Annotated in this window: 28 protein-coding genes; 16 read left to right on the top strand and 12 right to left on the bottom strand. The window is 70.3% G+C overall.

Annotation, left to right across the window (positions count from 1 at the left end; all coding sequences use genetic code 11):
* Positions 1–380: 380 nt before the first annotated feature.
* The 3 genes from AB8P05_RS31335 to AB8P05_RS31325 all read left to right on the top strand — a co-directional run bounded on the left by AB8P05_RS31335 (position 381) and on the right by AB8P05_RS31325 (position 3765).
* On the top strand, positions 381–2033 hold the full coding sequence (locus AB8P05_RS31335; protein ID WP_472762129.1) for a tetratricopeptide repeat protein: 1653 nt from the start codon (positions 381–383) through the stop codon (positions 2031–2033).
* Positions 1940–2794 (top strand): FkbM family methyltransferase, encoded by an 855-nt coding sequence (locus tag AB8P05_RS31330; protein ID WP_472762128.1) that lies wholly within the window; start codon positions 1940–1942, stop codon positions 2792–2794. The genes AB8P05_RS31335 and AB8P05_RS31330 overlap by 94 nt, the downstream gene beginning before the upstream one ends.
* 104 nt (positions 2795–2898) lie before the next feature.
* Positions 2899–3765: a hypothetical protein gene (locus AB8P05_RS31325; protein ID WP_472762127.1), complete on the top strand. Its 867-nt coding sequence runs from the start codon at positions 2899–2901 to the stop codon at positions 3763–3765.
* Here the strand turns inward: AB8P05_RS31325 and AB8P05_RS31320 are convergent.
* Both AB8P05_RS31320 and ypfJ read right to left on the bottom strand, forming a co-directional pair.
* Entirely contained in the window at positions 3762–4079 is a 318-nt protein-coding gene (locus AB8P05_RS31320; RefSeq protein ID WP_472762120.1) for a HigA family addiction module antitoxin, read from the bottom strand. The two genes, AB8P05_RS31325 and AB8P05_RS31320, sit on opposite strands and share 4 nt — an antisense overlap.
* A gap of 257 nt (positions 4080–4336) precedes the next feature.
* Positions 4337–5239, bottom strand: coding sequence for a KPN_02809 family neutral zinc metallopeptidase (gene ypfJ, locus AB8P05_RS31315; protein ID WP_472762119.1), 903 nt, complete (start codon positions 5237–5239; stop codon positions 4337–4339).
* Positions 5240–5633: 394 nt separating this feature from the next.
* Here ypfJ and AB8P05_RS31310 point away from each other — a divergent pair, with 394 nt between their 5' ends.
* From AB8P05_RS31310 to AB8P05_RS31295, 4 genes are all read left to right on the top strand, one after another.
* On the top strand, positions 5634–5858 hold the full coding sequence (locus AB8P05_RS31310; protein WP_472762118.1) for a hypothetical protein: 225 nt from the start codon (positions 5634–5636) through the stop codon (positions 5856–5858).
* Positions 5859–5982: 124 nt separating this feature from the next.
* The gene (gene infC / locus AB8P05_RS31305) at positions 5983–6447 is read left to right on the top strand and encodes a translation initiation factor IF-3 (RefSeq protein ID WP_462620153.1); all 465 of its coding nucleotides are present in this window, start codon (positions 5983–5985) and stop codon (positions 6445–6447) included.
* Between the two features lie 255 nt (positions 6448–6702).
* The gene (locus tag AB8P05_RS31300; protein WP_472762117.1) at positions 6703–8319 is read left to right on the top strand and encodes a PAS domain S-box protein; all 1617 of its coding nucleotides are present in this window, start codon (positions 6703–6705) and stop codon (positions 8317–8319) included.
* A gap of 116 nt (positions 8320–8435) precedes the next feature.
* Positions 8436–11168: a tetratricopeptide repeat protein gene (locus tag AB8P05_RS31295; RefSeq protein WP_472762116.1), complete on the top strand. Its 2733-nt coding sequence runs from the start codon at positions 8436–8438 to the stop codon at positions 11166–11168.
* Positions 11169–11189: 21 nt separating this feature from the next.
* Here AB8P05_RS31295 and AB8P05_RS31290 read toward each other — a convergent pair whose 3' ends face one another.
* The 3 genes from AB8P05_RS31290 to AB8P05_RS31280 form a co-directional block, all read right to left on the bottom strand.
* Complete coding sequence (locus AB8P05_RS31290; RefSeq protein ID WP_472762115.1) at positions 11190–11822, bottom strand: response regulator; 633 nt, start codon at positions 11820–11822, stop codon at positions 11190–11192.
* Entirely contained in the window at positions 11819–13372 is a 1554-nt protein-coding gene (locus tag AB8P05_RS31285; protein ID WP_472762114.1) for a cache domain-containing protein, read from the bottom strand. The genes AB8P05_RS31290 and AB8P05_RS31285 overlap by 4 nt, the downstream gene beginning before the upstream one ends.
* 219 nt (positions 13373–13591) lie before the next feature.
* Positions 13592–14029 carry a MerR family transcriptional regulator gene (locus AB8P05_RS31280; protein ID WP_455176169.1) on the bottom strand — a complete coding sequence of 146 codons (438 nt, stop codon included), beginning with the start codon at positions 14027–14029 and terminating at the stop codon, positions 13592–13594.
* 208 nt (positions 14030–14237) lie between these two features.
* On the opposite strand from AB8P05_RS31280, the gene AB8P05_RS31275 reads away from it, so the two are divergent.
* From AB8P05_RS31275 to AB8P05_RS31265, 3 genes are all read left to right on the top strand, one after another.
* Positions 14238–15212 (top strand): hypothetical protein, encoded by a 975-nt coding sequence (locus AB8P05_RS31275; protein WP_472762113.1) that lies wholly within the window; start codon positions 14238–14240, stop codon positions 15210–15212.
* A gap of 97 nt (positions 15213–15309) precedes the next feature.
* Positions 15310–17520: a heavy metal translocating P-type ATPase gene (locus AB8P05_RS31270; RefSeq protein ID WP_472762270.1), complete on the top strand. Its 2211-nt coding sequence runs from the start codon at positions 15310–15312 to the stop codon at positions 17518–17520.
* A 90-nt stretch (positions 17521–17610) separates the two neighbouring features.
* Positions 17611–18051, top strand: a complete 441-nt coding sequence (locus AB8P05_RS31265) for a DUF411 domain-containing protein (RefSeq protein ID WP_472762126.1) — start codon at positions 17611–17613, stop codon at positions 18049–18051.
* A 57-nt stretch (positions 18052–18108) separates the two neighbouring features.
* Here AB8P05_RS31265 and AB8P05_RS31260 read toward each other — a convergent pair whose 3' ends face one another.
* Together AB8P05_RS31260 and AB8P05_RS31255 are read right to left on the bottom strand one after the other, a co-directional pair.
* On the bottom strand, positions 18109–18402 hold the full coding sequence (locus AB8P05_RS31260; protein ID WP_472762111.1) for a hypothetical protein: 294 nt from the start codon (positions 18400–18402) through the stop codon (positions 18109–18111).
* A complete protein-coding gene (locus tag AB8P05_RS31255) occupies positions 18384–19208 on the bottom strand; it encodes an acyltransferase family protein (RefSeq protein ID WP_472762110.1) in 825 nt (274 codons plus the stop codon). The genes AB8P05_RS31260 and AB8P05_RS31255 overlap by 19 nt, the downstream gene beginning before the upstream one ends.
* A 341-nt stretch (positions 19209–19549) precedes the next feature.
* On the opposite strand from AB8P05_RS31255, the gene AB8P05_RS31250 reads away from it, so the two are divergent.
* Positions 19550–19963: a YkvA family protein gene (locus AB8P05_RS31250; RefSeq protein ID WP_472762109.1), complete on the top strand. Its 414-nt coding sequence runs from the start codon at positions 19550–19552 to the stop codon at positions 19961–19963.
* Between the two features lie 98 nt (positions 19964–20061).
* Here AB8P05_RS31250 and AB8P05_RS31245 read toward each other — a convergent pair whose 3' ends face one another.
* From AB8P05_RS31245 to AB8P05_RS31235, 3 genes are all read right to left on the bottom strand, one after another.
* The gene (locus AB8P05_RS31245; RefSeq protein WP_472762108.1) at positions 20062–21318 is read right to left on the bottom strand and encodes an HAD-IIIA family hydrolase; all 1257 of its coding nucleotides are present in this window, start codon (positions 21316–21318) and stop codon (positions 20062–20064) included.
* Between the two features lie 367 nt (positions 21319–21685).
* Complete coding sequence (locus AB8P05_RS31240; RefSeq protein WP_472762107.1) at positions 21686–21835, bottom strand: hypothetical protein; 150 nt, start codon at positions 21833–21835, stop codon at positions 21686–21688.
* Complete coding sequence (locus tag AB8P05_RS31235; RefSeq protein WP_472762106.1) at positions 21799–22212, bottom strand: response regulator; 414 nt, start codon at positions 22210–22212, stop codon at positions 21799–21801. The genes AB8P05_RS31240 and AB8P05_RS31235 overlap by 37 nt, the downstream gene beginning before the upstream one ends.
* Before the next feature lie 191 nt (positions 22213–22403).
* On the opposite strand from AB8P05_RS31235, the gene AB8P05_RS31230 reads away from it, so the two are divergent.
* Genes AB8P05_RS31230 through AB8P05_RS31220 form a run of 3 tightly spaced genes read left to right on the top strand, consistent with a single transcriptional unit; the run spans position 22404 to position 23601 of the window.
* Positions 22404–22985 carry a hypothetical protein gene (locus AB8P05_RS31230; RefSeq protein ID WP_472762105.1) on the top strand — a complete coding sequence of 194 codons (582 nt, stop codon included), beginning with the start codon at positions 22404–22406 and terminating at the stop codon, positions 22983–22985.
* On the top strand, positions 22982–23398 hold the full coding sequence (locus AB8P05_RS31225; protein WP_472762125.1) for a hypothetical protein: 417 nt from the start codon (positions 22982–22984) through the stop codon (positions 23396–23398). Before AB8P05_RS31230 ends, AB8P05_RS31225 begins: the two co-directional genes overlap by 4 nt.
* The gene (locus AB8P05_RS31220) at positions 23353–23601 is read left to right on the top strand and encodes a helix-turn-helix transcriptional regulator (RefSeq protein WP_472762124.1); all 249 of its coding nucleotides are present in this window, start codon (positions 23353–23355) and stop codon (positions 23599–23601) included. Before AB8P05_RS31225 ends, AB8P05_RS31220 begins: the two co-directional genes overlap by 46 nt.
* 269 nt (positions 23602–23870) lie before the next feature.
* On the opposite strand, the gene aqpZ is transcribed toward AB8P05_RS31220, so the two are convergent.
* Positions 23871–24608, bottom strand: a complete 738-nt coding sequence (aqpZ, locus tag AB8P05_RS31215; RefSeq protein ID WP_455176281.1) for an aquaporin Z — start codon at positions 24606–24608, stop codon at positions 23871–23873.
* A gap of 249 nt (positions 24609–24857) precedes the next feature.
* Between aqpZ and AB8P05_RS31210 the strand changes: the two genes are divergently transcribed.
* Together AB8P05_RS31210 and AB8P05_RS31205 are read left to right on the top strand one after the other, a co-directional pair.
* Positions 24858–25661: a hypothetical protein gene (locus AB8P05_RS31210; RefSeq protein ID WP_472762282.1), complete on the top strand. Its 804-nt coding sequence runs from the start codon at positions 24858–24860 to the stop codon at positions 25659–25661.
* Positions 25553–26023 carry an FkbM family methyltransferase gene (locus AB8P05_RS31205; protein WP_472762269.1) on the top strand — a complete coding sequence of 157 codons (471 nt, stop codon included), beginning with the start codon at positions 25553–25555 and terminating at the stop codon, positions 26021–26023. The genes AB8P05_RS31210 and AB8P05_RS31205 overlap by 109 nt, the downstream gene beginning before the upstream one ends.
* Before the next feature lie 68 nt (positions 26024–26091).
* On the opposite strand, the gene AB8P05_RS31200 is transcribed toward AB8P05_RS31205, so the two are convergent.
* A complete protein-coding gene (locus AB8P05_RS31200; RefSeq protein ID WP_472762102.1) occupies positions 26092–26532 on the bottom strand; it encodes a hypothetical protein in 441 nt (146 codons plus the stop codon).
* Positions 26533–26933 lie beyond the last annotated feature (401 nt).

Genomic DNA, 26933 nt, shown 5'->3' with positions numbered 1-26933 from the left:
AGGGGAAATGCGGAAACCGCGCATTTCCAAGGTCGACAGGAGTTGAACTGGCCGCTGAACAGTATTTATCGCTTTGAGCAGGCGCGTGATCGCTTTTATCGAGATCCAGGAGGACTTTCTCAAGCGTGAAGCTGAGCGGCTTGTGATTTCCGGATCAGGGCTCTTGCGCATTTTCTGACCGGCACCACGAAGGCGAAGGACCTGTGCTTCGATGTTGCCCCGGTTCGATGGTCATTGCCGTCCCCTGCTGGACTTCGCACATCCCGCTTCGCGGCCCTGACGCCGGTGTGGCGCCGAGGCAAATTCGCCGGCGGCAACCGTTACTACTCCCCCTCCCCTTCGCCACGTTATAGTGCCGGCGAGCCGGGGAAGGAGCAGTCATGGCGACGATCGAAGAGGCCCTCAACATCGCGATTGATCACCATGTCTCCGGACGCCTCATGGAAGCCAAGACCATTTACGGCCGCATCCTGGACGTCGATCCACGAAACGCGGCGACCCTGCATCTGGCCGGAGTCCTGGCCTGCCAGACGAACCGCTTCGACACGGCGCTCGATCTGCTGCTCCGCGCAGTCCGGGAGGCGCCCGGTGCCGCCAACTACCGCATCGACCACGCCAAGGCACTGATTGCCACGGAGGACTGGAGCGCGGCGGCGGCGGCCTTGCCCCCGGTCCTGACGCTGGCACCGCATGCAGCCGAAGGCTGGGACCTGCTGGCCCTGACCAGGCATCACACCGGCAATACGGACGGCGCCATCCTGGCGCTGCAACACGCCTGCGTCCTCGCACCCGACCGGTCCGACATGATCGGGCGGCTCGTCCTGCTCCACCAGCAGCGCGGGCAGGAGCATTTGCGGCGGTCCCGCCGGACCCTGGCCCTGGCGGATTTCCAACGCGCCGCCTTGCTGGCCCCGGCCGATGCCGAGCTGCGCTTCCTGCTGGCCACCGCGCTGCTCGATTCCAACCGCTTCGGCGCTGCCGCCGACGCCTACAGCCAGGCGCTGAGCCTCGATCCGGCAGAAGTCTCCGCCCTGTACAACCTGGGTATTGCCCTGACCAAGACGGGCCGAACGGAGGAGGCGTTCGCCGTCCTGCGCCGCGCCGCCCGTCTCGACCCCGGCCACATCGCCGTGCGTGACGCTCTCGTCCTGGCGCTGGAACCGCACAACCCGGCCGAAGCGGCTCTGTGGTCTGCCGATGCCCTGGCCCTGAAGCAGCTGCGGGCGAACGCCGAGGTCCCGCCGCTGCCCGCCGCCCCCATCGCGCCCGCCGCCCGGACCCGCAACATCGTCGCCTTCAGCCTGTGGGGCACGCAGGAAGTCTATATTCAAGGCGCACTCGCCAATGCCAAGGCGGTCCCCGCCGTCTTTCCCGGCTGGACCTGCCGCTTCTATCATGACGATTCGGTTCCCCGCCCCGTGCAGGAGGAATTGACCCGTCTCGGCGCCGAGACGGTTGCGATGCCGGCCGGCAGCGGGCGGTCGCATGGGTTGTTCTGGCGCTTCCTCGCTTCCGACGATCCAACCGTCGCCCGCTTCCTGTGTCGCGACTGCGACTCCCGCCCGACCATGCGGGAGAAGGCCGCCGTGGATGCCTGGATCGCGTCCGGCCTGCCTTTCCACGTCATGCGCGATCATGTCCTGCACACCGACCTGATCCTGGCCGGGATGTGGGGCGGTATGGCCGGTTTGCTGCCACCGCTGGCGCCGGTCATCGACGCCGCCGCCGACCGGGAGGCCGACCGCTGGCAGGACCAGCGCTTCCTGGCGGAATGGGTATGGCCGCGCATTCAGGACCGCGTGCTGGTCCACGACAGCGTTCATCCGATGGCGGGCCACCCCTTTCCGCCGGCCCCGGAGGATCCCGTGTCTCCGCACATCGGGGCAAAGGTGCTGCAGCTGCGATCGCCGACGGCGATGCGGCGCCGGATCCTTCGGCCATGGAGCCGCCGGATTTCCCGCAGGACGTCGTCTTCCTGCCTGCCGAGCCCGGCCGCCACCCGCTGGCCGAACGGAGCGGCCGGCACGGGCTGATGCGGTTCTTCCCGATGGACAGCTATATCGGCCGTTCCCTCGCGCTGTATGGCGAATATTCGGACGCCGAGCACCGCCTTGCCGCGATGCTGGCGGGGCCGGGCGACATCGTGGTGGAAGCCGGCTCCAACATCGGCGCCCACACCGTTCCGCTGGCCCGTACGGTCGGCCCCGCCGGACTGATCCACGCCTTCGAGCCGCAGCGCGCAGTGCATGAGCTGCTGGCCCATAACCTCGCTGCCAATGGGATCGGCAATGTCGTCCTGCACATGTCGGCGGTTGGCAACGCACCCGGTCGGATCAGCGTCCCGGTCCTCAATTACGATGAGCCCGGCAACTTCGGCGCCGTCAGCATGGGCGCGGTCAACGGCGAGGTGATACCGGTCGAAACGATCGACGGCCTCGGCCTGGAGCGGCTTGCCCTGCTGAAGGCCGACGTGGAGGGCATGGAGACGCTGGTCGTCGAGGGAGCCGCCCGCACCATCGCCCGCTGCCGCCCGGCACTCTATCTGGAGAACGACCGGCAGAAGCAGTCAGCCGACCTGATCGCCATGGTCCAGGGATTCGGCTATCGGCTGTGGTGGCACATCGTCCCGCTCTACGACCCGACCAATATCGCCGGCAACGCCTACAACGCCTTCCCCGGCGTGATCTCGATCAATCTGCTGGCCCTGCCGGCCGGCCGCCCCTGCCCCCTGCCCAACCTGCCGGAGGTGACGAGGCCCGAGCAGTCCTGGCGTGAAGCCGCCTGGAGCGCCTGATCCTTGAGGCGTCCGCGCGGCTCCTCCCGGCCCCTCCAGCGTCGGTCCCGGTGCCGGGGCGGCCAAGGGTGCCAACCTCCCCGAACCCCCGGACCCCGCCCGCCATGACGCCGCAATCCCCGCCCCTCCTGCCCCAGCAGATCGCCCCGGTGGACGACCGCCAGTCGGCGCTGACCGCCCGCCACCTGGGCGGCGATCCCGTGGGGCTGTACGATTACTTCATGACGCTGCGCGAGGAGAGCGACCGGGCGCTCGCCGGCCTGCCGCCGGCCGCCGGCAAGCCTTATCCCTATGGCCGTTGCGAGGAGATCACCCGCGACCTCTTCGCCCGCCTGTCGCAGCGTCTGGCCCGGCCGGCCGGTCCGGTGGAGCGGGCGCTGCGCGCCTTCGTCGAGGAGGGCGGCGTGCTGCAAAGCGTCTGGGGCGTCCTGCGCGGGCAGTATTTCCAGAACGCGCTGCAGGTCGGCGCGCTCTATGTCGATGTGTCGAACGACACGGTGGTGGTCACCAAGCCGAAGGTGGAGATCCTGCCCATCGAGACCTCCGGTCTGGTGCCGGTGCGCGACCTCGACCATTTCCGGCAGACGGCGGAACGCTATTGGGGGGCGACGCTCTACGCCAACCATCTGGCGCCGACCCTGGCGCCCCTGCTGCCGATCCTGTCGGTCAGCCCCGGCCGGCTGGCGCCCGGCCTGCAATCGGCCTGCGACTACATGATCGCCCTGATGTGCCGCGACCGCTTCCGGGATGCCGAAGGCTGGCTGGAGACCGCCCCCGCCCCGCCCGCGGAGCTTGCCGCCGCCTGTCTCGCCGCCATCCCCGCCGACCTGCGCCCGCTGACCGACCAGCCCCGTCTGGAGGCGGTCGCCGCCTGCCGCCGCGCCCGGGAAGCCGCCTGCTGGGCCGACCCCGACTGGCGCACCGCCCGCGTGCTCGACTATCTGCGGCTCATGCGCGGGGCGGGGAGTTAAGCCGCCTTACCCGGATGCGGCAGCGGCTGGATGGCGTCGAGCGCATCGCCGATTTCCGCCCGCGCGACCTTGGTCTCGAAAATGCTCTGCAGGTTGGTCCAATAGCGTGCGTCGGTCCCAAAGGCCTTGCCCAGCCTCAGCGCCATCGGGGCGGTGATCCGGCGCTCGCCGTTCATGATCTCCGTCACCGCGTTGGGAGGCACGCCGATATGCTCGGCAAAGCGCCGGGCGCTGAGGCCCAGCGCCTCCAGTTCGTCGCGCAGGAACTCGCCGGGATGGATGGGCGGGAGAGTGTCGGTGGCGGGATGGCTCATGACTCACATCTCGGTGGCTGCGATAGAACACCGGGGTGCGTCGATCATAGCCCCAATCAGTTGCGCATCGGAAAACAAGATCGACACGGATGTCACGGATTTAGCCACGGATTTCACGAATGTTCCTCCGCTTCGGTGTTGTTCCCGGACAGCCGGCGCGGTGCCGGTTCGGATATCCGTGTAATCCGTGCTCAAATCCGTGACATCCGTGTCGGTCTTGCCCGCCGTATCAGCTCCCTGTCGGCGTGCAGCTCCCCTCACAGCCGGTCCGTGCCGAAGGTGTCGCAGGCCTCGATCCGGCCGCTTTCCAGGCCGGTGCGGAACCAGCGGACGCGCTGGGTGGAACTGCCGTGGGTGAAGCTGTCGGGGCTGACGGTGCCGCCCGCCTGACGCTGCAGCCGGTCGTCGCCGATGGCACTGGCGGCGGTCAGCGCCTCCTCGACGTCGCCGGGTTCCAGCATGCGGCGGTCGCGGTTGGTGTGGTTGCCCCAGACGCCGGCGAAGCAGTCGGCCTGCAGTTCCAGCCGCACCGACAGGGCGTTGGCGTCGGCCGGGTTGTGCGCCCGCTGCTGGGCCGCCTGCACCCGGTCGGAGATGCCCAGCAGATTTTGCACATGGTGGCCGACCTCATGGGCGATGACATAGGCCTGGGCGAAGTCGCCGGGCGCCCGGAAGCGGTCGCGCAGTTCGCGGTAGAAGCCGAGGTCGATGTAGAGCTTCCGGTCCATCGGGCAGTAGAAGGGCCCCATCGCCGCCTGCGCCCGGCCGCAGCCCGACGATACCGTGCCGGTGAACAGCACCAGCGTCGGATCCTGGTACTGGCGCCCCATCTGCTGGAACAGGCCGCGCCATGTATCCTCGGTGTCGGCCAGCACGACGGAGACGAAGCGCTTCAGCTCGTCGTCGGCCTGGCTGCGCGGGGCCGCCTCGCCGATCTGCGTGCGGCCGGCCGGCGCCTGGTCCGCCGGGTCGCCGCCGCCCAGCAGCACCGTCGGATCGACGCCCAGCACCGCCGACACCAGCAGCAGCACGACGACCCCGCCGATGCCCAGCCCGCCCCGGCCAATGCGGATGCCGCCCCCGCCTCTTCCGAAGCCGCCGACTCCCCGGCCGCGCCGGTCCTCGACATTCCCGCTTTCCCGTCCGCCCTGCCACCGCATCTCCGCCCTCCTTCCGGCCGCCCCTGGTGACGGGCCGGTGGAGACGAAACCATGCGGCCGCCCGCGCGTTCCCCGGCGGCTTGCGGCCGGCAAGGGGAACTGGAAGGGTGGGACAAGCGGAACGCCTTGAAAAAACCCGCCCCCTCCCCATCTGGGAACATGGCCGACACCGCGTCCGCGGTGCGCGCCCCCGCCCCCTCCGGTTCATCGAGGGGGAGCCTTCATCGGGGACGCCGGCCTTTTGGAACATGCCCGTACCGGGGCCTGTTCCACTTTATCGGAGCCCGTGCGGCGGCGTGCGCCGCGATGGCTCCCGTTTCACGACGCCACACACAAACAAGAGCCGGCCGGCCCCCGAATCCATCGGTCCGCCCATCCGGCCTGGAGAATTTTCATGACGACCCCGATCCTGTCGACCGCTTCGCATTCCACCGGCCATTTCGCCGCCCAGCCCGCGCTTGCACCGGTCCAGCTGGCCGCCACCCGCCGTTCCACCCACGCCTCTGCCGGCCAATTCGCCGCAGCGGAGGGCAAAAAGCCCGATTTCCGCTCCAATCCGGAGCCGTCCGGCTTGACCCGGGGCGAACTGCGGCAGATTGTGCTCGACATCCTGGGCTGAGCCTCTTGACCCGGGCTCGCCCCTTTCTACCCATCCACGACCACAGGAGATCACCATAGCCAAGCTCTACGACGCGGACCCCGTCCGCGAAGGCCCGCGCCTCAACCGTGAAATCACCGCCCGTATGGTCCGCCTCGTCGGCGCCGACGGCGAGATGGTCGGCGTGGTGCCGCTCCGCCAGGCGCTGGATGCCGCCGCGGATGCCGACCTCGACCTCGTCGAAGTGGCGCCCCAGGCGGATCCGCCCGTCTGCAAGATCCTCGATTACGGCAAGTTCCGCTTCGAGGAGCAGAAGAAGGCCAACGAGGCGCGGAAGAAGCAGAAGATCATCGAGCTGAAGGAAATCAAGCTTCGGCCGAACATCGACGATCACGACTACGACGTGAAGATGCGCTCCGCCGTCCGCTTCATCGAGGAAGGCGACAAGGTCAAGATGACCATGCGCTTCCGCGGCCGCGAGATGGCGCACCAGGATCTCGGTCTGAACGTGCTCGTCCGCGTGCGCGACCAGCTCCAGGACATCGCCAAGGTCGAGCAGATGCCCCGGGTCGAAGGCCGCATGATGGTCATGGTGCTGGCCCCGCGCTGAGCACCGGACCAAAGGGAACCTGCGGGGCGGTTCGCCGCCCCGCCCCTTTCCCTACACTCTTTTTCCCTCCATGACTGTAATCCGCTTCCGGATTTCGCCGTCGCCAAATCGCGCCGGATTAATCCCGGAACATCCCGGCTGATGCGGCGTAATAATACCCGACTATTCGCATTGGGTTATTGACCCCGCAGGCGTCGAACGCGGATCATCCGACTTCCCGTTTTTTTCACCCCTGTGTTCCGGAAAGTCGTGGTTATGAGGGACGAACGCGTCGCGCCCGCCTGGGAGCCCATCTCCGGCGAACGGCAGTTCCGCCTGCTGGTCCAGAGCGTGGTCGACTACGCGATCTTCATGCTCGACCCCGCCGGCATCGTCCGCAGCTGGAATCCGGGTGCCGCCCGGATGAAGGGCTATGCCGCCGACGAGATCATCGGCCGGCATTTCTCCAGCTTCTACACGCAAGAGGACCGTGCCGCCGGCGTGCCCCGGCGCGCGCTCGCCACCGCCCTGTCGGAAGGCAAGTTCGAGGCGGAGGGCTGGCGCCTGCGCAAGGACGGCACCCGCTTCTGGGCCAGCGTCGTCATCGACCCCATCCGCGACGAGACCGGGACCTTGCGCGGTTTCGCCAAGGTCACCCGCGACATCACCGAACGCCGCAAGGCCCAGGAGGCCCTGGACGAAGCGCGCGAGGCCCTGGCCCAGGCGCAGAAGATGGAGGCGGTCGGCCAGCTGACCGGCGGCGTCGCCCACGACTTCAACAACCTGCTGCAGGCGATCAGCAGCAGCCTGGAGCTGATCGAGCAGCGGCTTTCGGCCGGGCGCACCGACATCGCTCCCTTCACCGCCACCGCGCGCGCCGCGGTGGACCGCGCCTCCACCCTGACGCGGCGCCTGCTGGCCTTTGCCCGGCGCCAGCCGCTGAAGCCGGAGCGCGCCGACCTGAACGCGCTGGTGGCGGGGCTGTGGGACCTGCTGGGCCGGTCGGTCGGCGAGGCGATCCGGCTGGAGCGCCGGCTGGCGGAGCCGCTGTGGCCGGTCCATGCCGACGTGAACCAGATCGAAAGCGCCCTGCTGAACCTGGTCATCAACGCCCGCGACGCCATGCCCGGCGGCGGGACCGTGACGGTGGAGACCGCCAACGCCAGCTTCGAGGCGGCCGACCTCGCCAACGATCCGGGGGTGGAGCCCGGCGACTATGCGGTCCTGACCGTGCGCGACAGCGGGACCGGCATGCCGCCGGACGTGCTGGCCCGCGTCTTCGAACCCTTCTTCACCACCAAGCCGATCGGCCAGGGCACCGGCCTGGGGCTGAGCCAGCTCTACGGCTTCGCCCGCCAGTCCGACGGCTTCGTCCGCATCGACAGCGCGGTCGGCCGGGGCACGGCGGTGCATCTCTGCCTGCCGCGCGACCATGGCGCCGCCGAGCCCGCCGTTCCCCCGTCCGCTTCCGAAGCCGGACTCCCCGTCCCGCCCGTGCCGTCCGGACCCGGCCGCGGCACCGTGCTGGTGGTCGAGGACGAGGAACTGGTCCGCATGCTGCTGGTGGAGGTGCTGGAGGGCGACGGCTACACGACGCTGGAGGCCGCCGACGGCGCCGAGGCGCTCGCCCGCCTGGGCGAAGCCGAAGCGGTCGATCTCCTGGTGACCGACGTCGGGCTGCCCGGCCTGAACGGCCGCCAGCTGGCGGAGATGGCGCAGGCGCGCACGCCCGGCCTGAAGGTGCTGTTCCTGACCGGCTACGCCTTCCAGGCATTGGACGACCGGCCCGGCGATGGCGCCGACGGGCTGGGCCGCAACATGCGGGTGCTGGTCAAGCCCGTGGCGGTCGACGCGTTCCGTGCCATGGTAGGCTCCATGCTGTCCGGCCGGTGACGCCCGCCGCAGGACAGCCCCGCTCCACCCCGCTCCGCCCTGTCCGATAGGGAAAACCACGAAGCCGACAGTACCCGTGCCGCAGCGGGGCTGCGCCAACCGCCGGACCTGAGACGATGCCCCTGCTCGCCCGTGCTTCGACGCCGCCGCTCTTCCTCACCGCCTTCGCGGTCCTGCTGGTCTCGCTCCTGCTGGTCTCGCTGCCGGCCTGGGCCAAGGGCGGCCGCAAGGCCGGCTGGTCGCCGGTGGCGGCGGAGATCCTGATGGAGGCGGGCAGCGGCAAGGTCCTGCAGGCGCGCAACGCCGACACCCTGACCTACCCGGCGTCGCTGACCAAGATGATGACGCTGATGCTGACCTTCGAGGCGCTGGACCGCGGCACGCTGCGGCTGAACCAGCGGCTGGTGGTGTCGCAGCACGCCGCCTCGATGCCGCCGTCGCGGCTGTGGCTGGCGCCCGGCAGCACCATCACGGTGGAGCAGGCGATCCTGGCCCTGGTCACCCGTTCGGCCAACGACGTCGCGGTGGTGCTGGCGGAGGCGCTGGGCGGCAGCGAGCCGGCCTTCGCCGAGAAGATGACGGCGCGCGCCCGCGCGCTCGGCATGCGCCGCACGGTGTTCCGCAACGCGTCCGGCCTGCCCGACCGGCTGCAGCGGACGACGGCGCGCGACATGGCGGTCCTGTCCCGCGCGCTGATCCGCCGCCATGCCGGCCACTACGCCTATTTCCAGCGCCGCAGCTTCGACTGGCAGGGCACGACGGTCCATGGCCACAACCGCCTGATGGCGCGCTATCCCGGCATGGACGGCATCAAGACCGGCTACATCGCCGCGTCCGGCTTCAACCTCGCCGCCTCGGCCGTGCGGGACGGCCGCCGCCTGATCGCCGTGGTGATGGGCGGCCACAGCGCCGCCTCCCGCGACGACCGCGTCGCCGACCTGCTGGACATCGGCTTCAAGCGCCCGACCAGCCCGGCCAAGCCGGCGCCGGCCGCCCCGGATCTGGTCATCACCAGGAAAAGCTCGTCGGCCGCCGAACGCAGCACGGCGGTGAGCGTCGCCGCGCCCTCCGCCAAGCCTTCCGCCGCCAAGCCCTCTTCCAGGTCCGATGGGGCTGCCGGCGGTCCCTGGTCCATCCAGGTCGGCGCCTTCGCCAGCCGGGCCGCCGCGGCGCGCAGCGCCGGCGACAGCGCCAGGCGGCTGGGGGCTCGCCGCCGGCGCCAGCCCCGAGATCGTCCGCTCCGGCGGCCTCTACAAGGCGCGGCTGACCGGCTTCCCCGCCGCGAACGCCGACGCCGCCTGCGCAGCCCTGAAGGCCGCCGGCCATGGCTGCTTCGCGGTGCAGGGGCGCTGACCCGTCGCGTTCCGCCGGTTCGTTTGGCTTTGGAGCGGCAGCCCGTCCTGCGCTATGTATGGACGATGGCTACCCTATCCGAAGCAACCATCCTGGCGTTCGACCTGCACGCTGCCGGACGCTTCGAGGAGGCCGAAACCCTCTATGGTCGCGTCCTGGAGGTCGAGCCGGGATACCCCGACGCGCTCCACCTCTCCGGCATCCTGCTGGGGCAGACCGGCCGCCTGGAGGATGGGATCGCCCGGATCGCCGAAGCCATCGCCCGGCGGCCCGATCATGCCGAATACCGGCTCAATCACGGCAACCTGCTCCGCGTCGCCGGCCGCAGGGAGGCGGCGATGGAGGCCTACCGCCAGGCCCATGCCCTGGGGGCGCGGCAGGCCGCCGACACGCTGGCCGATCTGCTCAAGGATTACGGCGGCCATTGCCTGGAGACGGGGAACCCGGCCGGTGCCGAAGCGGCGTTCGGGGAGGCGGTCCGCCTGCGCCCCGGCGATGCCGCCCTGCTGAGCGGGCTGGCGGACGCCCGTCTGGACCGGGGGAACTGGGATGGTGCGGCGGCTGCCTACCGCGCCGTGCTCGCGCTGTCTCCGGCGTCGCGCCTCGCCTGCTACAATTCCGGAGTTGCCGATTACAATGCCGGATGGATGGAGCGCGCCTCCGCCGCCTTCCGGCGTGCGAAGGCCCTCGATCCCGACCATCTGGAAACGCGCGAGTATCTCGTCGCCACGCTCTTCCATTGCGGCCGGCGGGCGGAGGCGGCGGGCGAGGCCAGCGACATCCTGGCGCGGAAGGCGCGGGCGGCGCGGGAAAGCCGGCCGGCCGGCGCCGCCTTGCATCTTCCCGCGGCGGCGGCCGGCCGGGCGCGGCGGATCATCAGCTTCAGCCTGTGGGGGAGTGCGGCCTTCTACACGCAGGGCGCCTTGGAGAATGTCCGTCTCGCGGCGGAGTTCTATCCCGGCTGGACCTGCCGCATTTACCACGACGATTCGGTGCCGGCCTCCGTTCTCGGCGATCTGGCCGCCGCCGGGGCGGAGCTGGTCGCCATGGAGCCCGGCAGCGGGCCGGTGCAGGGGCTGTTCTGGCGCTTCCTGGTGTCCGACGATCCGACTGTCAGCCATTTCCTGTGCCGGGACGCCGATTCCCGCCTGAACAGCCGGGAAAAGGCGGCGGTGGATGCCTGGATCGCGTCCGGCCTGCCCTTTCACGTCATGCGCGACCACATCATGCACACCGAGCTGATGCTGGCCGGCATGTGGGGCGGGCTGGCCGGCGTCCTGCCCCCGATGGCTCCCCTGGTGCGCGCCGCCGCCCGCGCCGACGGGGGGCGCCTGCAGGACCAGCGCTTCCTCGGCAGCGTCGTCTGGCCGCTGGTCGAGGGCTGCTGCCTCGTCCATGACGGCGCCCATGAGGGCCACGGCCTGCCTTTCCCCGATGTCCCGATCGACGCCCGCTTCGCCTTCACCCATGTGGGGGCCTGCGTGAAGGCGGTGTGATCCCGCTTGAGGCGCGCGCGCTTACAGCGCCGCGGCGATGTGCCCGATTAGCGCCGGGGGCGGGATGGGCTTGGACAGGATGCGGATGCCGGGTTCGGCGCCCAGATCCTGCAGCTCCGCCTTATCGGCATAGCCGGTGACGATCAGGACCGGCAGATCGGGGCGGTGGTGGCGGGCGAGGCGGGTCAGATCGGCGCCGGTCATGCCGGGCATGGCGAAGTCGGTGACCAGGATGCCGATCCCGCCATCCGCCTCCAGCAGGGCCAGGGCCTCCTCGCCGCCGGCGGCCTCGATCACCGTCATGCCGGCCTCGGCCAGCACCGCGGCGTTCGCCATGCGGACCAGGGCGTCGTCCTCCACCAGCAGGACGCGGACGGCGGCCGGCTGGGGCGGCGGTTCGGCGGCGGTATCGGAATTGGGAGGTGCCTCCGCCGCAGGATGGTCAGGGGCATGGGGCAGGTACAGGGTGACGGCGGTGCCCAGCCCGGGATGGCTTTCCAGGCGCATGCCGCCGCCGGACTGGGCGGCCAGCCCATGCACCATGCTCAGCCCCAGCCCGCTGCCCTGCCCCACCGGCTTGGTGGTGAAGAAGGGCTCGCAGGCCCGCGCCAGCACGTCCGCCGTCATGCCGGTCCCGCTGTCGCGCACGGTCACGGCGACATAGCCGCCGGGCGCCAGGGCGGGGAAATCCCCTTTTTCGCCGCCCTCTCCTCCACCCGCAGGCTGGTGACGGCGATGGTCAGGGTGCCGCCGCCCGGCATGGCGTCGCGGGCGTTGATGGCGAGGTTCAGCAGGGCGATGTCGAACTGGTGGGGGTCGACCAGGGCGGGCGGCACGGCCGCATCCCGGTCGATGCGGATGCGGATGGCGCCGCCCAGCGTGCGTTCCAGCAGCGTCGCCATCCCCGCCACCTGGGCGCCGAGATCGACCGGCGCCGGGGCCAGCCGCTGGCGGCGGGCGAAGGCCAGCAGATGCTGGGTCAGGGTGGCGCCGCGGTCGACCGCCTGGGTCGCGACCTGCAGCGCCCGGCGGGTCTCCGCCCCCCGGATCTCGCCGCCGGCCTCCAGCAGATGCAGGCCGGAGCGCACCGCCTGCAGCAGGTTGTTGAAGTCGTGGGCGATGCCGCCGGTCAGCTGGCCCAGCGCCTCCATCTTCTGCAGCTGGCGGACATGCTCCTCCGCCTCGTCACGGGCCTCCACCGCCTGCCGGCGTTCGCCGAGCGCGCGGTTGGCGGTCTCGTAGGCGAGGAACTGGCGCGTCATCGCCCACAGCATCAGGGCGAGCGCCACCGCGCTGACCAGCCCGGCGGCGGCGATGACCGCCGCCTGGCTCTGCCAGCGGGCCAGGATCTCCGCCCGCGTCCGGCTGACCCCGACCACCAGCGGGTAGTTGCGCAGCACCTGGAAGGACAGGATGCGCTCCTTGCCGTCGATCGAAAGCGGCGCCTCGTAGGTGCCGGCCTCGTCGCGCGTGATCCGTGCGACGACCTCGGGGGTGGTGGCGACGGTCCCGACCTTGTCCGGCACCGCCGGGAAGCGTGCCAGCAGCATGCCGTCGCGCCACCACAGGCTGAAGCCGCTGCCCGGCGTGACATGGAGGCTGCGGTAGAACCGCTCGAAATAGGACAGCCGGATGGCGGCGACCACCAGCCCGGACAGCCCGCCGTCGGGGCCGTTGATGCGGCGGGCGATGTAGAGCGTCCATTCCCCGGTGGCCAGGCTCCTCGCCGGCCGGCTGACATAGACGCGCCCGGGATCCGCATCCTTGAGCGCCCGGAAATAGTCGCGCTGCGACAGGTCGAGCGCCGGGGCCGGGAACTGGCGGGTGAAGTTGATCAGGCTGCCGTCGGCGGCGATCAGGCTCAGCGCCTCCATCTGCGGCAGGCTGGACGCCTTGGCCTTCAGGATCTCGTAGACCTGCCGGTCCCCCCGCAGCCGCTTGAGGGCCTCCGGGCTGCGCCGGTCCTCCGGGGGGATCTGCTCGGCGACCCCCTCGACGGTCAGCGCGATGCCCTCGATGGTGCGCGCCGTCTGTTCGGCCAGCGAGGCGTTGAGCGTGCGCAGGCCGAGCGTGGCCTCCGCCACCGTCTCGTCCCGCAGATTGTCCAGGATCGCCACGGTGCCGCCGCACAGGGCCGCCAGCACCACCCCGCCGAGCGCCACGATCCGCTGGAACGGGCGGCTGGTCCTCAGAAGCCGCAGCATGACGCCTGCGCCCGACCCGCCCCCGTACCCATGATCCGCCCTGCTCCCCCGGCCCTGTTCACGTTCCCGTTGCCATGGTGCCCCGCGCCCCCTTGCCGGTCTCGTCGATACCCGCAAGCCGGGGCACGGAAGGTTTCGACACTGTACGGGCCCGACTATAAACACCCCCGCCGGCCGGGCAACCGGCTCCAGGTCATAGGGCCCGCCGGATGCCGGCCTTCAATGCCGCTCATGCAGGCAGTGGGCGTGGTCGGCCAGCACCTCGATCACGTGGCAGCTGCGCACCTCGCCCTGGGCGCAGCCCTCCACCATCCGCCGCACCTCGTCGCGCAGGGCCTCCAGCCGGGCGATCCTGGACTCGATCTCGGCCAGATGGGTGCGGGCCAGCACGTCGGCCTCGCGGCAGGGGCGGCCCGGATCGTCGGCCATGGCCAGGAGCTGGCGGATCGCCTCCACCTCGAAGCCCAGCTCGCGGGCATGGCGGATGAAACGCAGGCGGCGGACCGACGCCTCGTCGTAGCTGCGCCGGTTGCTGCCAGTGCGCGGCGCCTCCGGCAGCAGGCCGATGCTCTCGTAATAGCGGATGGTCGGGATCTTCACGCCGGTCCGCTTGGCGAGCGTGCCGATGGCCAGGGCCGATGTGGACATGGTCGTCATTCCCCCTCAATCCTCCAGTCGCTAGAGATTTTAGGCTTCGTGGCGGCCGCCGGCAACGCCCCGCCTCCTCGGGACAGCCGTCGCCGGCAGGAGCGGAAAGCTCAAGCAACCTTAAGTTTCCGGCCCTTCCATTTCGGCTTGTTCGCACGGTTCACAACGGCTATCACCCTGCCCCTTAGTCTTGGACCCGTTCGGCAGGGGCGTCATCGTGAAGATCCTGTGCGTGATCCCGCATTTCTATCGCCCGAAGACCGATCATGCCGCCGGCGGGAACAACTCCAGCGACATCAGCCGGAAGGGCGAACGCATCGCCGTCCTTGGCGAGACCATCTGCGCCTTCCATCAACTTTATGGAAACCGGCTGGCCGGGCTCGATCATTGGCGCAAGGTCGCATGGCAGGCGGCGTCGCCGCACCGTGCCGAAGTCGACGTTCTGGTCTGCACCGTCGGCGACGACCATCTGCTCGATTCCCTGCGGATCAGCCCGGTCCTCTACCGGCGGGCGAAGATGAACGACGATTATCCGCCGATGCGTCTGGGGTTCGCCGCCCATATGGTGATGCGGGAAATGGCGGGGCAGTATGACTGGTACTGCTATGTCGAAGACGACATCGTCATGACCGACCCGCTGTTCTTCCGCAAGCGGGCGTTGTTCGATGCGAAGTTCGGGCCGGAAGCGCTGCTGCAGCCCAACCGGTTCGAAAACCTCTCGCCCTTCGGCTACAAGGTCTATCCGGATTACGTGCTCGGCCGGCCCTGGACGACCGAGCATCAGGACCTGTCCGACCGGCCGGAGCTGAGCCTGGACTTCATCGGCGAGCCCGTCCGCTTCGAACGCACCTCCTACCCGGCGGCCGGGAGCTTCTTCCTCAACGCGGCCCAACTGGAACGCTGGATTTCGCATCCGTCCTTCCTCGACATGGACGAATCCTTCCTGGGCCCGCTCGATTCCGCCGGCATCCTGTCGATCATGAAGACCTTCCGGGTCTACAAGCCGGTCCTGGACCATGGCTCCTTCCTGGAGGTGAAGCACGGCTCGCCCCGCTGGGCGCAAGTCGTCGGGTCGGAGATGCATCCCGTCATCACCAGGAGCGAGCCGTTCGCCGGGCTGCCGGAGCATTCGCCCGAGTACGACGAAGCGGACGCGGATGCTGGCGACGCGGGGGCCGCCCCCACGGCCTGATCGTCTTTTTCCGCTTGATCCTCCAGTCGCTGGAGAATTTAGGCTCCCGGGACGCTGTCGACGGCGCGTCACGATGGGGAGCTTCGCCATGCATGGAATGGAGGATGGGGTCCGGACCGGGGATACGGCCTTGCGCAGCAGCCGCTACCGGGTCTCCGGCATGGATTGCGGGTCCTGCGCCGCCAAGATCGAGACCGCCTTGCGCCGGGTGCCGGGCATCCGCGAGGTGCGGGTGTCGGTGCCGGGCGGAACGGTGACCATTTCCCATGACGCGGCGCTGGGGGCCGACGCCGTGGTCCGGCCGCTGGCCGCCCTCGGCTATGGCGCTACCCCCGCCGATCCGGTGGCGGAGGCCGCGGCACCCGCCTGCGGCGGGGGCTGCTGCGGCCCTGCCCATTCCGACGCCGCCCATTCCCATCCCCATTCCCACCCCCATTCCGATCTGGCCGAGGCGCCCTGGTGGCGCGGGCGCAAGGCGGTGCTGACGCTGGCGGCCGGCGCCGCGCTCGCCGCCGCGACGCTCCTCGGCCTGCTGGTGCCGGAGACGGAGCGCTGGGCCTTCCCGCTGGCGCTGATGGTCGGGCTGGTTCCGGTGGCGCGCCGCGCCCTGGCGGCGGCGCGGGCCGGCACGCCCTTTTCCATCGAGACGCTGATGACGGTCGCCGCCGTCGGCGCCCTCGTCATCGGCGCGGTGGAGGAGGCGGCGACGGTCCTGGTCCTCTTCCTGGTCGGCGAATTGCTGGAAGGGGTGGCGGCCGGGCGGGCGCGGGCCGGCATCCGCGGCCTGACGGCGCTGGTCCCCGACACGGCCATGCTGGAGCGGGACGGCGTTGCCCCGCAGACCGTTCCCGCCGCCGGGCTGGCGGTCGGCTCCGTCATCCTGGTCCGCCCCGGCGACCGGGTGGCGGCCGACGGCATCGTGCTGTCCGGCAGCAGCGCCGTCGACGAATCCCCGGTCACCGGCGAAAGCGTGCCGAAGCCCAAGGGCGAGGGCGATCCCGTCTTCGCCGGCACGATCAACGCCGACGGCGCGCTGCGCGTCCGCGTCACCGCCGCGGCGCGCGACAACACCATCGCCCGCATCGTCCGGCTGGTGGAGGAGGCGCAGGCGAGCAAGGCCCCGACGGAGCGGTTGATCGACCGCTTCGCCCGCCTCTACACGCCGGGCATCGTCGCGGTGGCGGTCCTGGTCGCCGTGGTGCCGCCGCTGGTTATGGGAGGCGGCTGGACGGAGTGGATCTACCGCGCCCTGGCGGTCCTGCTGATCGGCTGCCCCTGCGCGCTGGTGATCTCCACCCCGGCGGCCATCGCCGCCGGCCTCTCCAACGGCGCCCGGCGCGGCCTGCTGCTGAAGGGCGGTGCAGTGCTGGAGGCGCTCGGCCGCATCACCACCGTCGCCTTCGACAAGACCGGCACCCTGACGGAGGGCAGGCCGCGCGTCACCGACCTGATCCCCTTCGGCGGGAGCGAGGCGGAACTGCTGGCCGCCGCCGCGGCGCTGGAGACGGGATCCAGCCACCCGCTGGCCCGCGCCATCCTGGCCGCCGCGGCCGACCGCGGCATCGTCCCGCCGGCGGCGGACGGGGTCACCGCCCTTCCCGGCGCCGGGCTGCAGGGCCGGGTCGGGGGGCTTGCGGCGGCGCTGCTGTCGCCCAAGGCCGCCGCCCCGTCGCTGACGCCCGGGCAGGCGGAGCGGGTCGCGGCCCTGGCGCAGGCGGGCAAGACGGTCTCGGTCCTGTTGGTCGAGGGGCGGGCCGCCGGGCTGATCGCGCTGCGCGACGAACCGCGCGCCGACGCCCGCCGGGGCATCGAGGCGCTGGAGCGCGCCGGCATCCGCGCGCTGATGGTGACCGGCGACACCGCGCAGAGCGCCGGGGCGGTCGCAAAGGCGCTGGGGGTGGAGGCGCATGCCCAGCTGCTGCCGGAGGACAAGCTGCGCATCGTCCGCGACCTTCAGGCGCGCGGGCAGCGGGTGGCGAAGGTCGGCGACGGCATCAACGACGCCCCGGCGCTCGCCGCCGCCGACGTCGGCATCGCGATGGGCGGCGGCACCGACGTGGCGCTGGAGACGGCCGACGCCGCCATCCTGCACGGCCGGGTCGGCGACGTCGCGGCGATGGTGGCGTTGTCACGCCGCACCATGGCCAACATACGGCAAAACATCGCACTGGCCCTGGGGTTGAAGGCGGTGTTCCTGGTGACCACCGTTCTTGGCGTCACCGGCCTGTGGCCGGCGATCCTGGCGGACACCGGCGCCACGGTGCTGGTCACCGCCAATGCCCTGAGGCTTCTGTCCGTCCGCTCCTGAGCGGATGAGGCAAGACACTGATATGACTTGGAGAGTTCCGATGAAGATGACGCGGCGGACGATGGTGTGGGGGCGGCCCAGGGAGCGCTGTTGGCCGTCCTGACGCTCGGCCTCGGAGCCGTGGCGCTGCCGGACATCGTCCGCGCCGCCGCCCCCGCCGCCGGTGCGGCGGTGGAGGTCTGGAAGTCCGCGGGCTGCGAATGCTGCGACGGCTGGGTGCGGCACATGCGCGCGGCCGGCTTCGACGTCACCGTCCATACCGTCGATGACATGACGCCGGTGAAGCAGGCCGCCGGGGTGCCGGACGAGCTGGGTTCCTGCCACACGGCGCGGGTCGGCGGCTATGTGCTGGAAGGCCATGTGCCGGCCGCCGACGTGACGCGCCTGCTGGCCGAGCGGCCGCAGGCCCGCGGGCTGTCGGCGCCCGGCATGCCGCAGGACGCCCCCGGCATGGACATGGGAACCGGCCAGCCCTATCAGGTCGTGCTGTTCGGCGGTGCCGGCGGGCCGCAGGTCTTCGCCCGCCATTGATGCCGGCAGGGGCGGAGGGAGGCGGCGGTCACGCCGCCTCGACGGTTGCGGCGGTCCTCACGCCGCCTCGGCCACCGGGCTGGCCGGGGCCGCCTTGCGCGAGCGGACCAGCAGGCCGTTGACCACGGCCTGCCCCGGCAGCTCGACGAAGCGGTAGGTCAGGGCCGACAGGCCGATCACCGCCAGAAGGTAGCCGACGCTCACCGCATCCATCATCCAGGCATCGCCGAAGGCGATCAGCCGGTCGGTCTCGCCGTCGATCCGGCGTTCGACGAACAGCGGCCGGCCGACGATCCCCTGCGCCATCGTCGTCGCCTTCTGCAGCACGGCGATCACCAGGGCATGCACCATGTAGATCGAGTAGGACCAGGCCCCCAGCCGCTGGAAGGGGGATGTCGCCAGCAGGCGGGAGACCGGCCCGGCTTCGAAGGCGAACACCAGCACCACCAGCCCGAACAGCAGCGGGGCCGCCAGCGACAGGGCGTTCCCCCCGCTGCCGAGACGAAGGCGACCACCGCCAGCAGCGCCCCCGCTTCGGCCAGACCGCCGGCAGGGCGGGACAGCCGCCTGTCGCCGATCGCCTGATACAGCCGGTAGACGAGGCAGCCGGTGAAGAAGCCGTACAGGCAGCGGAAATAGCCGTAGTCGATGCTGGTGTCGATGTGGTTGGCGGAGAATCCCATCACCACGCCGGCGCCGAGGGCGGCAAGCGCCGCCATCGCCCCGATCAGCATCCTGGGCCGCCGCACGGTCAGGAACAGGATGGCGAAGGTGACGTAGACGAAGAACTCCGCGCTGATCGACCAGCTCGGAATGTTCCAGGTCCACTGGTCCTCCACCCCCAGCGCATGGACCAGCGCCAGGTTGCTGACCAGGGCCGACGGGGCGTAGGCGCCGGTGAAGGCCGTATTTCCCGCCGCCGATCCGGAGAGGACCTTCGCGCTTTCCAGCGCCACGAACCCCAGCAGCACCGCCGCATGCAGCGGCCAGACCCGACCGAAGCGGCGGACGAGGAAGGAGCCGGCCGATGCGGACCCGCCGATGCGGCTGGAATAGGCGTGGGTGATGACGAAGCCGCTCAAAACAAAGAAGAAATCGACAAAAAGATAGCTGCCGCGCACGAAGTCGAACAGGTGGAAGTGATCGAGTGTATGCAAATGATATAAGGCCACGCATAACGCGCACAGACCGCGCCATCCGTCGAGTACCGGGAACCGCATAGGGAGCCTCCGGGCTTTTGTTCAAAGGCGCTTTTTGGAAAACCTGCATGTAGGGACAGAAAAACCTACGTCTGATTGCGTGGGGCAGGAAGCACGCGGGAGGTTTATTCCAAAGGATTGCCGGCTATACCCAAGGCGGCCGAGGCCGCGCGCCCTTCCCGTTCGGGTGGTATCGGCTCCGCCGTCGCGGGGCTCGACGGACTGCCGGGGTTGGGTTACAGCCTTCCGGGCCCGGCCGCCGTCAGCGGATGGGATGGCCATAACCGGACATCAGCGGCATGACCGAGAACGCCGAAGCATCGGCACTGGCACGCGCGAAGAGATGGGCGCGGGGCATCAAGCGCGACGTGCTCGCCGTCTATCTGGCGGCGCGCGACCCGCGGACGCCCCGGCATGTCCGCCTGCTGGCGATGGCGGTTGCCGCCTATGCGCTGAGTCCCATCGACCTGATCCCGGACTTCATTCCGGTGCTGGGCTATCTGGATGATCTGCTGATCGTGCCGCTCGGCATCCTGCTGGTCATCCGCCTGATCCCGCCGCAGCTTCTGGCCGAACACCGGGCCGCGGCGGCGCGTCAGGCCGCCCGGCCGGTCAGCGTCGCCGCCGCGGCGGTCATGGTCGCCCTGTGGCTGGCCGCCGCCGTCCTGCTCTGGCGGTGGCTGGCCCCCTGGCTTGAGGCGTGGCTTCCTTAGAGTGCGATCGGTTCAGACTGAATCGTCTGAAGCGTGAATCGCAGGGAAAATCAAAAGGCTAGAGTCCGTCAGATGCTTCAGTAAGCATCTGACGGACTCTAGCGGACGGCTTCGGCCTGCGCACCGGTCCCGGGAGTGGCTCCGGAGTGGGCCCCGGAGCGCGCAAGGATGCCGGCCACCAGCGCGTCGAGGTCGCCGCCGCGGTAGAGCGTCCCTTCGATGCCCGCCCGCTGCGCCGCCTGGACGTCGGTCTCGCGGTCGCCGATCAGGAAGCTGCCCTGCGGCTCCACCGGCCACTCCGCCATCGCCTGCAGCAGCATCCCCGGCTCCGGCTTGCGGCAGCGGCAGTCGGTGCGATAGGGCGGCTCGCCATGATCGGGATGGTGCGGGCAGTGGTAGAAGGCGTCGACATGGGCGCCGACGGCGCGCAGCTCCTCCTGCATCCAGCGATGCAGCGTGCGCACATGCTCCTCGCTGTAGAGGCCGCGGGCGACCCCGCCCTGGTTGGTGACGACGAACACCAGGAAGCCGGCATCGTTCAGCCGCTTCACCGCCTCCCTGGCCCCCGGCATCCAGGTGATCTGGTCGGGACGGTGGGCGAAGCCGATGTCCTCGTTCAGCACGCCGTCGCGGTCGAAGAAGGCGGCCCTGCGGCGCCGGCTGGCGGGAATGGCGCTCTGGGCCAGGGCGAAATCGTCGGGCACGCCGATGTCCAGGAAGAAACGGTCGTAGACCCGCCCCTCGATGGCACCCTCCGCCGCCAGCAGGGGGAACAGGCCGGTCTCGATCGAGCAGGGCGACGGTGGCAGCCGGTCGATCGCGCGGCGGTCGAGCAGATAAAGGCCGCCGTTGATCAGCCCCTCCCCCGTCCGCCCCTTTTCATGCATGGCGGTGACCCGACCAGCCTCCAGGGCGATGGCGCCGTAACGGGCGGTGTCGGGAACCCGGCGCAGCGCCATCCTCGCCAGGACGCTGCCGTCGGCCGGCAGAGGCGGGGTCGCAAGGTCGTTGAGGTTGATGTCGAACAGCGTGTCGCCGTTCAGCAGCAGGAACTGAACGTCCAGCAGGTCCGCCACCATCCGCAGGGCGCCTCCGGTGCCGGCCGGCTCCGGTTCCGTCACGCAGCGCAGCTGCAGGCCTGGGCGCTGCATCTCTTCGCAGAAGCGTTCGAGCCGGTCGCCGCGGTAGCCGGCCAGCATCAGGATGTCGTTGAAGCCTTGCCGGGACAGCTCATCGACCAGATAGGCGAGGAGCGGCCGGTCTCCCACCGGCAGGAGGGGCTTGGGCGTGTCGTCGGTCAGCGGTCCGAGCCGCGTCCCCCGTCCGCCGACAAGAATGACAGCCTGATGCAGCATGGTAATGGAAGGTCTTTCTTTCGCGTTCCGGCCGGGTCGAAAAGCCGCTTGCCCAAGCGTCTTGTCAACCCGCGTCTTGTCTGCCCGCCGCGTCCGCCAGTCGCCGGAGCGTGCCGGTCAGGCGGCGGATATGGCTGCCGGGCCAGTGGAGCCGGCTGCACGGGGCAGTTGTCGATCAGGCAGCGGGTGAAGGGGGGCGCTCTTCCGCCCTCTGGGCCAGCAGGGCATGGTCGAGTGTCCCGGCATTTCGTCACGGCACCAGTCCATTTCCTGTCCACAGCCCTCTGTTCACGATCTGGGCGACCATCAGAACAGCACAGGACATGATAAAATGATTTCATGATAATCCATGAGGTCCGCCACCCCGTCAGCTCCGCCCTCCTTCGATCCGGCGCACATAGCCGAGCAGCAGGGCGTCCAGGTTCAGGGGCGCCAAGTCGAGGTGGATGGTGTCGAAGCCGCGGTCGCGCGCCCGGAGCATCAGTTCGTGGTTCGACGCCGCGATGGACAGCAGCACCGTGCGCACCGTGCCCTGGACCGCCGCCAGCCGGTCGAGCAGGGACGGCCAGGGCGTGGCCGCCCCCGGCGCTCCGTCTCCCCTATCACGATCAGGTCGGGGACGATCGGATCGGGGAGGATGGAACCGGGCGGGCAGTCGGGCGGCCGGGTGGCCATGCGCGCCAGCAGCCCCAGCCCCTCGTCCACAGTCCTGCCCGCCACCGCCTGCCATCCCAGCGTTTCCAGGTAAAGCCGCAGCCCCTCGCGCAGCAGGGGGTCGCGGTCGGCGACCAGCGCCAGGCGTATCCGGCCTTCGGACGGGCGCCCGGACGGGTGGACGGGCGGCCTTGCGGCGGAGGACGGGGGTGGGCGGTCGTCAGTCATGGCTGCGGTCATGGCGGCGGCTCCGGTTCGAAGGCTCCCGCCTTCGGCAGGGCTCCGCGTTGTCGACTTTTGAGGAAAATCCCGGTGACCCGCATCCTTCACATGACGGACGAACCGTTCGTCCGATGGTTATACGCAACTGATCGGTCTTGAGCGGCGGCAATTGCCTACGAGAAATTGTCCCGGATCGGAGGAACTCTCCCATGGGGCAATCGGCCGACCAACTGATCGAGGACATCTACGACACGGTGACCTTCCCGGAGCGCTGGGAAGGCATCCTGGAGCGGATCTGCGCGTCGGCCGGCGCCACGCACGGCTTCCTGTTCACCGCGGCGCTCGGGCAGGATGCCCGGACCATGGCGCTGTGGGTGCGTCACAACATCTCCGACGGGCTGCTCGGCGATTACACCGCCCATTTCCGCCATCGCGACCTCTGGGCCAACGCGGCGGCGGCGCAGGGCCTGCTGGACCGCTGCGTGGTCCGCCGCGGCGAGGAGCTGGTGCCCGAGGCGGAACTCCACCGCTCGATGATCTTCAACGACATGCTGAAGCGGGAGGGGATGGGGCGGCTGTGCTCCGTCTCACTGGCCGACGGCGGGGAACTGACGCCGATGCAGCCGGTGCTGAGCCTGTTCCGCCCCGCCGACAGGCCGCCCTTCCCGGAGGAGACGGCCCGGCTCCTGCGGGACTGCGCCCCCATCTTCAGCGCGCCATGCGGCTGCGCGTCCGGCTGTGGGCGCGCCGGGACGGCCGGGAGGAGGAGACGGCCTGGAGCGCCCGCATGATCGACGGCCTGCCGATGGGGGTCGTCCTGCTCGACGGCGCCGGACGGACGGTCGCCGTGAACCGGGCCGGACAGGCGATGATCGACGCGCGCGACGGGCTTCGGCTCGTGCACGGCCGTCTGCAGGCCGAGCGGGGAGCCGAGGCGCGCCGGCTGGCGCATGTTCTGGAGGCGTCGCTGTCGAACGGCGGAAGAACGGCCGGTCGGGCCGGGGTGGAGGCGGCCGACCTCCGCGTGTCGCGCCCCTCCGGCCGGGCGCCCTACCTGCTGACCGTCCTTCCGCTGTCGCACGAGGCGGCGGGGCCGCAGGGCGGCGGTGGGGATGGGGGCGGATCCGGACGGCGGTCTACATCGTCGACCCCGCCGCGGTGGCACCGGGGCTGGAGGCGCGGCTGGGCGCCCTGTTCGGTCTGACGCCGGTGGAATCCCGGCTGGTCGCCGACCTGCTGGCCGACCTGACCCCGGCGGAAAGCGGCGACCGCCGCGGCGTCGCGATCAGCACGGTGCGCAGCCAGCTGCGCAGCATCTTCACCAAGACCGGAACCACCCGCCAGAGCGAGCTGATGAACCTGGTCAACCGCTGCCTGATGCTGCCGGAGCGGCCGCAGGCGGGGTGATCTTACGGCAGCGCCGACACCACCAGGAGGCCGAGATAGATGCCGATGAAGAGGCCCAGCACGATGCCGTAATCGGCCTCGGTCATCGGGTTGGAATCGGGGTCGAACTGCCGCATGGATACGCCTTCTGCGCCGTCTGCACTGCCTGAATAACAGTGGACGGGCTGACGGAGTTGCGACATCGGCAGGAATTGGGGGCGTGAACCGGGGGTGAGGATGGGGGGCCGGCTCTCGAACCGCTTCCCGGTAAACCGGCCCCATCGCCCGGATCAGGTGGAGGAGCTTTTCGCCTCGCCGGTGATGGCGGGCTTCGCCGGCACGTCCTCGGCAAGCGCGCGGTAGGCCAGCCCGCCCGCCAGTCCGCCGGCCAGCGGGGCGATCCAGAACAGCCAGAGCTGCTGCAGCGCCCATCCGCCGACCACCAGCGCCGGGCCGGTGCTGCGCGCCGGGTTCACCGAGGTGTTGGTGACCGGGATGCTGATCAGGTGGATGAGGACGAGCGCCATGCCGATGGCCAGCGGCGCGAAGCCGGCCGGCGCCCGCCGGTCGGTGGAGCCCAGGATCACCAGCACGAAGAAGAAGGTCAGCACCAGCTCGATCGCCAGGGCCGAGGTGACGTTGTACTGGCCGGGCGAATGCGCCTCGTACCCGTTGGCGGCGAGGCCGTTGACGGCGAGGCTGTAGTCGGCCTTGCCGGTGGCGATGACATAGAGGACCAGGGCCGCCGCGAAGGCCCCGACCAGCTGGGCCAGCACATAGGGCAGGATGTCCTTGGCCGGAAACCGCCCGCCGGCCCACAGCCCGACCGTCACCGCCGGGTTCAGATGGCAGCCGGAGATGTGGCCGATGGAATAGGCCATGGTCAGGACGGTGAGCCCGAAGGCGAGGGAGACGCCGAGCAGCCCGATCCCGACCTGCGGAAAGGCCGCGGCGAGCACGGCGCTGCCGCAGCCGCCGAAGACCAGCCAGAATGTCCCGAGAAACTCGGCGGAGCTGCGCCTTATCATACTCATGCCAACCTCCCGCTGCTGTCACGGTTGACGAAACCCGGCCATCGCCGGCACGGCAACGAGCATAAATCCACTTCCGCGCGAGGGAGTTCGCGCGTTCGGACAGGAGGATGTGGCAGAAGAACAGGAGGGGTGGAAAGGCGGGGGCCGGCACCCCGGCGGCAACTTCCGTCCGCCGGAGGGGAAGCGCGCTGCTATGCTCCGCGGAATCCGGTGCGGCAGAGGGCCAGGGACAGGGGGCGAGGCATGGGGAATGAGGGTGATGAGGTGACGGCGCTCCGCCATGCGCTTGGCGGGCGGCTGGAGCAGGCGATGCGGACGCCCGGCGACTGGCGCGTGCTGCAGGCGGGGGACCGCCGGGATTTGGATCCGGGCGGGGTGCCGCTGGTCCTTCTCGGTGCCGGGTCGGTGATGGCGCAGCCCCTCGTGCGGCATGCAATCGCGCATTGGACGGTCGTCGGGGTCGTGGACAACGCCCGTGCCGGCCAGTCTTTGGGGAACGGGACGATCCTCGGCGATGACGGGCTTCGCGAGCTGATCCGGCGCGAACCCCGGGCCGTCGGCGTCATGTGCTGCAGCTCCGACGAGGCCGTCGCCCATTTCAGCGCGCTGTGGCAGCCCAGCGGCCGGCCGCTGCTGTCGCTGTTCGAGGCGATGCGCTCCGCCGGGCTGTGCTCGCCCGACATGATGGGGAGCGCCGGGCAGATCGCCGCCCTGGCGGAGTGGGAGGCGGAGTGGAACGGCTTCGACGACGATGCCAGCCGCCGCTGCTTCCTGTCGGTGATGCTCTACCGCCTGACCTGGGACGCCCGCTGGCTGGAACCGGTCCGGCTTCCCTACCGGGACATGTATTTCTTCACCGATGCCCTGGCCGTCGGCAGGGACGAGGTGCTGGTGGACGGCGGGGCATTCGACGGCGACACCGTGGCGGCCTTCGCCGCCTGCACAGGGGGCACCTCAGGGGCACCCATCGTCACATCCACGCGTTCGAAGCGGACCCCTCGAACCTCCCCCGCCTGCGGGAGCGCGCCGCCGCCCTTCCCCGCGTGACCATTCACCCCATCGGCCTGTGGAGCCATGCGGACACCTTGCACTTTTCCGGTGGCCACGGGCCGGGCGGCCGGCTGGATGCGGGAGGTGATGTGACCGTTCCGGTCCAGGCGCTGGACGATCTCGGGCTGGGACCGGTGAGCTTCATCAAGCTGGACATCGAGGGGGCCGAGATGCCCGCCCTGCGCGGGGCGGAACGGACCATCCGCGACCATCGGCCGAAGCTGGCGGTCGCGGTCTATCACGACATCGGGGATTTCGCGGCGATCCCCCGCCTGATCGAGACGATGCGCCCGGGCAGCCGTTACCGGCTGCGCCATCACAGCCCGATCCACCACGACACCGTGCTTTATGTCGAATAGGGCTCGATGGCGGGCAGGGGTGGCGCTTCGCGGCCGGGCTGTCGCCGCTGCCCCATCGCGCCGCCCGATCAGCTTCCCTGCGGCGAAGCAGGAGCGGCTCCGGCAGGCAGCAGACCCTGCGCCCGGGCACGGTCCAGCAGGTTCTTGACCGAGGCCGCCGCCCAACTGCGTCCGCCCCGCGGCGTGGTCTCCCGCATCGCCTCCAGCTGGGCGCCGATGGCCCGCAGCGACAGCGTCGGGTTCGCCCGGGCGATGCCGGCCACCAGCACCATCAGCCGGTCGTCACCGCGGACCGCAGGCGCCTTGTCGAGCAGCGCCCGCTCGGCCAGCCCTTCATCGACATAGGCGTGGACGGCGCGGCGCAGCCGCTCGGCGGTCCAATGCCGGCCGGGCGGCAGTCTGGCGTTCACCGCCCGCGTCACCGCCGCCCAGGAGCGGGCCGGGGAGTGGGCCAGCCGAAGACGCCGCACAGTGGGCAGCCACTCCTCCGCCGTCCGGGTCAACTCCATCAGGTAGAGCCGGCGCTGCCGAGGCGGCCATACACCAAGCGACCCCGAACTGGCGGCTCAGCCTGGCGATGACGTAGAGATGGATCAGCACGGGCATGATCCTCGCGATCGACTGGAGCATGCTTGGGTCCGCGTCACCGTGTCCCGGCCGCCGGATGCAAACAGGCCACGGCGTCAGACCCACGCTGCACCTCTCAGGAGGAGATCAGCGTGTGGTTCAAGGGTTACTTTTCATTAGACCACCCAGGGACGTACGAGCCTCTTCGGTCGTTCTGAACTCAGTGACCGGAAGTCAGTTTAAGGCCGGCGATGCAGGCCACCAGCCCAAAGATGAGCAGGATGCGCACCGGCGTCGCCGGCTCGCCGAATGCCATCATGCCGATGACAACCGTGCCGAGGGC

The sequence above is a fragment of the Azospirillum sp. VT-I1 genome (assembly GCF_055698305.1).
This window is presented reverse-complemented; position numbering and strand designations above follow the sequence as displayed.